The sequence below is a fragment of the Streptomyces sp. NPDC059455 genome (genome assembly GCF_042750115.1).
GTDB classification, from domain to species: Bacteria; Actinomycetota; Actinomycetes; order Streptomycetales; family Streptomycetaceae; genus Streptomyces; species Streptomyces endocoffeicus.
Window position 1 is genome coordinate 1 of record NZ_JBHYVB010000410.1, and the last position, 4,165, is coordinate 4,165.

Genomic DNA, 4,165 nt, shown 5'->3' on the forward strand with positions numbered 1-4,165 from the left:
CGCGGGCCTTGCGGCCCGCAAGCCGGGCGCCCCGCGCCCAGGCCCAGCGCGGACCTCGCGCCCCGGCCGCCAGACCCGACGGCCCCTCACGCCTCCGGCCCGGCCCACGGGGCTCCCGCCCCCGGGCAGGTGGCCCACCAAGGTTCGGGGCGGAGTCCCGGGCAGGGGCGGGTGGGTGGGTTAGAAGAAGGTGCGGATGTAGTCCGTGACTGTGCCGTCCGACTCCGCCATCGGGATCAGTTGCCACTTGTCGAAGCTGGTGCAGGGGTGGGACAGGCCCAGGGCCACCCAGTCGCCGACCTCCAGGGCCGTGTCGTCCGCGACCGAGACCCAGGCGTGCTGGTCGGAGAGGGCCGTGATGGTGAGGCCCGTGGCGGGGCGGGTGGTGGCGTCTCGGGCGGAGCGGATGAGTTGGGGTTCGGGCATGTCCAGGTCGTATGCGGCGTCCCGCTTGCCCGCGTTGAGGAAGGCCTGGCCGGGTTCGGGGCGCGAGACGACCTGGGCCCACAGGCGGAAGGCCGGGTGCAGCTCGCCCTCCTCCGGGACGCGGTTGAAGGGGGTGATGTGCCGGTAGTGACCGTCGTCGTGGGAGACGTACGCCCCCGAGCGCAGCAGCTTCAGCACCGGGCGCGACAGCGTGGGCAGCTCCGCGAAGACGTCCGCCACCGCGTCGAACCAGGCGCTGCCGCCCGCGCTGACGACCACCTCGTCCACGTCCTCGAAGCGGCCCGCCGCGTCGAAGTCCGCCGCCAGTGCCGTGAGGCGGCGCAGCCACGCCCGTACCCGCTCGCCGTCCGGCTTCGGCACCTCGCCCTCGTAACCGGCCACCCCGACCAGCCGCAGGGTCCCGGCGGCCGCGACCGCGTCGGCGACCGGAGCGCACTCCGCCTCCGTACGGACCCCGGTGCGCGCTCCCTCGCCGCCGCCCAGCTCGACCACCACATCGACCGGCCGCCGTGCGCCCGCCTCCCGCAGGGCCGCGTCCATCAGCTCCACGCCGCGCACCGAGTCGACGTAGGCGATGAAGCGGAAATCGGGGTCGGCGTCGAGTTCGGCCGCGAGCCAGTGCAGGGCGGCGGCGTCGACGACCTCGTTGGCGAGGAAGATCCGCTGGATGCCGAAGGCCCGGTAGATCCGCACGTGGGCGGGGACGGCCGCGGTGATGCCCCAGGCCCCGTGCGCGAGCTGGCGCTGGAAGAGCTGCGGGGCCATGGAGGTCTTGCCGTGCGGGGCGAAGGCGAGCCCATGGGCGGCGGAGTAGCGCTCCATCGCCACCAGGTTGTGCTCCAGGGCCTCGGCCGACAGCGCCAGTACGGGCGTGGTGAAACCACCGGTGAACAGGGAGCGCCGCTCGGCGGCGAGCTCGCCGACCGTAAGGCCCTCGGCGTTCGGCGGCAGCCCCTTGAAGCGGTGGTCGACGCGCTCCCGCGCGAGGGCGGCGACGGCCTGGTCGCGGTGGTCGGTGGCCATGGAGCGCCTCCATAACGATTCCGGTTGCAATCTCTGCAACGCTCATTGCGCATAACGCTTAGCGCTGTCTAACATCCCGCCCAGCACCGGGTCAACGGTGTGCGGCTGCCCCCATCCGTCCATCCATGAGGAGCGAGACCAACCGTGTCCCCTCTCTCCAGCGCCGAGACCGCCGACGGCGTCGCTGTTGCCGTCGACGTCGTATGTCTCGGCGAGTCGATGGTGACCTTCGTGCCGTCCCGTCCGGGCCGGCTGGCGGATGTCCCATCGTTCGCCCGGGGCATCGGCGGCGCCGAGTCCAATGTCGCCTGCGGCCTGGCCCGCGCCGGGCACAGCGCGCGCTGGATCAGCAGGGTGGGCACGGACGGCTTCGGCGAGCACCTCGTACGGGAGATCGCGGCCACGGGGGTGGACACGGCGTACGTCCAGCGCGATCCGGGCCGCCCCACCGGGATCTACTTCCGTACGGCGGGGGAGCGTGCCGTCGGCTCCGAGCCGGTCGACGGGGACGGCGGTGACGCCGCCTCGGAACCGCTCGCCGAGGTGCTCTACTACCGGGCCGGATCCGCCGCCGCGGCCATGTCCCCCGCGCTCATCCCCCGGGAGCGGGCCTGGTCCGGCCGGGTGCTCCATCTGACCGGGATCACCCCGGCCCTCTCCGGCGACTGCCGGGCGCTGATGCGCGAGCTGACCGCCCGCGCCCCCGGCCGTCCCCTCGTCTCCTTCGACCTCAACTACCGGGTCTCGCTCTGGCAGAGGGAAGAGGAAGTGCTAGCCGACGGCGAAAGCGGGCCCGCAGTCCTGCTCGACCTCGCCCGCCGCTGCGACCTCGTCTTCGTCGGCGAGGACGAGGCCGAGGCGGTCTGGGGGGTGCGCGGCCCGGAGGCCTTACGGGCGGCGCTGCCCGAGCCGGAGGTGCTGGTCGTCAAGCAGGGCGGCGCCGGGGCCACCGCCTACGCCCGCCGCCCGGGGGAGGACGCCGACGACGTCACCTTCGAACCCGCCCCGCACGTCGACGTCGTCGCCCCCGTCGGCGCGGGCGACGCCTTCGCCGCCGGTTTCCTCTCCGGCACCCTGCGTGGACTGCCCGTCGCCGAACGGCTGCGCCACGGCCACCTCATGGCCGCCGCCGCCCTCACCGTCCCCGGCGACCTCGGCACCCCGCCCTCCCGTGAGCACGCCGACCGCCTGGTGGCACTCGATGCCACGCGGTGGGGCACACTGCGATTCGGCCCCGGTTGGACAGATCTGCCGAGTCCCGCCGAAAAGTGGGCCGAGACCGCAGCGGTGGAGGTACCCGACTCATGAGCCAGACCGTCGACCGAGCGCTGAGCATCCTGCCGCTGCTGGCGGAGGGGCCGGCCAATCTGGAGCAGGTCGCCACGCGGCTGGGCGTGCACAAGTCGACCGCGCTGCGGCTGCTGCGCACCCTCCATGAGCACGGCATGGTCTACCGCCAGCAGGACCAGCGCTACCGCCTCGGCGCCCGTCTCTTCGCGCTCGCGCAGGAGGCGGTCGAGAACCTCGACGTCCGCGAGATCGCCCACCCCCATCTGGTGGCGCTCAACGAACGCTGCGGGCACACCGTCCACCTCGCGGTGCACGAGGAGAACGAGGTGCTCTACATCGACAAGGTGGAGAGCCGCTACCCGGTGCGGATGTACTCGCGGATCGGCAAGCCCGTGGCCATCACCGTGGCCGCCGTGGCCAAGCTGCTGCTGGCCGATCTGCCCGAGCCCGAGCGGCGGACGCTGGCCGAGCGGCTCACCTACCCCGCGTACACGCCCCGTTCGACGCCCAACGCCGCCGCGTTCCTCAAGGAGCTGGCGACCGTGCGCGAACAGGGCTGGGCCACCGACTTCGGCGGCCACGAGGAGTCGATCAACTGCGTCGGGGCACCGATCCGGGGAGCGGACGGCCGGGTCGTCGCCGCCTGCTCGGTGTCGGCGCCGAACGTCGTCGTCAGCGCCGATGAACTCCTCTCCCTGCTGCCGCTGGTGCGCCGCACGGCGGAGGAGATCAGCCGGGAATACTCGGGCGGCGCCCCGGTGTCCGCATCGGTGTCCCACGCCTCGCAGAACCCCTCCCAAGTAACAGCCGAAACACCCGAGAAGAGAGCCGAGGAGACCTCCTCATGACCGAGAAGCTCCAGAAGACCGCGATCACCCCGGCCACGCACACCACCCCGCCCGCCAAGTTCTCCCACGGCGTGAAGAAGGGGAACATCCTCCAGGTCGCCGGTCAGGTCGGCTTCGGCCCCGCCGTCCCGGGTCAGGCCCCCACCCCCGTCGGGCCCACCCTGCGCGAGCAGACCCTGCAGACCCTGCGCAATGTGCAGTCCGTGCTGGAGGAGGGCGGCGCGAGCTGGGAGGACGTGATGATGGTGCGGATCTACCTCACGGACACCGGCCACTTCGCCGAACTCAACGAGATCTACAACGAGTTCTTCGCCGATCTCAAGGAGGCCCCGGCCGCCCGTACGACGGTCTACGTCGGCCTCCCGGCCGGTCTGCTCGTCGAGATCGACGCCCTCGCTGTTCTGGGCTGACCCAGACTCCGGGCTGACCCCAGACTCCGGGCCGACCCCCGGACTCCGGGCCGACCCCGAACCCCCCCCGGGGGGGGGGGGGGGGGGGGCGGCCCCCCCCCGCGGCGCGCGCCCCCCAGAGACACCGACCCCCCGGCCCGGCCCGGG

General features: G+C 73.1%; 4 protein-coding genes. 3 read left to right on the top strand and 1 reads right to left on the bottom strand.

The features are described from left to right. Window positions 1-180: 180 nt before the first annotated feature. On the bottom strand, window positions 181-1,470 hold the full coding sequence (locus ACFXB5_RS52885; RefSeq protein WP_385223113.1) for an amino acid deaminase: 1,290 nt from the start codon (window positions 1,468-1,470) through the stop codon (window positions 181-183). A 144-nt stretch (window positions 1,471-1,614) separates the two neighbouring features. On the opposite strand from ACFXB5_RS52885, the gene ACFXB5_RS52890 reads away from it, so the two are divergent. Genes ACFXB5_RS52890 through ACFXB5_RS52900 form a run of 3 tightly spaced genes read left to right on the top strand, consistent with a single transcriptional unit; the run spans window position 1,615 to window position 4,018 of the window. Further along, window positions 1,615-2,778 (top strand): sugar kinase, encoded by a 1,164-nt coding sequence (locus ACFXB5_RS52890; protein ID WP_385223115.1) that lies wholly within the window; start codon window positions 1,615-1,617, stop codon window positions 2,776-2,778. Continuing rightward, complete coding sequence (locus tag ACFXB5_RS52895; RefSeq protein ID WP_385223117.1) at window positions 2,775-3,608, top strand: IclR family transcriptional regulator; 834 nt, start codon at window positions 2,775-2,777, stop codon at window positions 3,606-3,608. The genes ACFXB5_RS52890 and ACFXB5_RS52895 overlap by 4 nt, the downstream gene beginning before the upstream one ends. Then, entirely contained in the window at window positions 3,605-4,018 is a 414-nt protein-coding gene (locus ACFXB5_RS52900; RefSeq protein ID WP_210947272.1) for a RidA family protein, read from the top strand. Before ACFXB5_RS52895 ends, ACFXB5_RS52900 begins: the two co-directional genes overlap by 4 nt. The last annotated feature ends 147 nt before the right edge of the window (window positions 4,019-4,165 follow it).

Excerpts from the sequence above, each read along its gene's own strand:
- ACFXB5_RS52895 (WP_385223117.1), top strand. The coding sequence starts at position 2,775 with ATGAGCCAGACCGTCGACCGAGCGCTGAGCATCCTGCCGCTGCTGGCG.
- ACFXB5_RS52885 (WP_385223113.1), bottom strand. The coding sequence starts at position 1,470 with ATGGCCACCGACCACCGCGACCAGGCCGTCGCCGCCCTCGCGCGGGAG.
- ACFXB5_RS52900 (WP_210947272.1), top strand. The coding sequence starts at position 3,605 with ATGACCGAGAAGCTCCAGAAGACCGCGATCACCCCGGCCACGCACACC.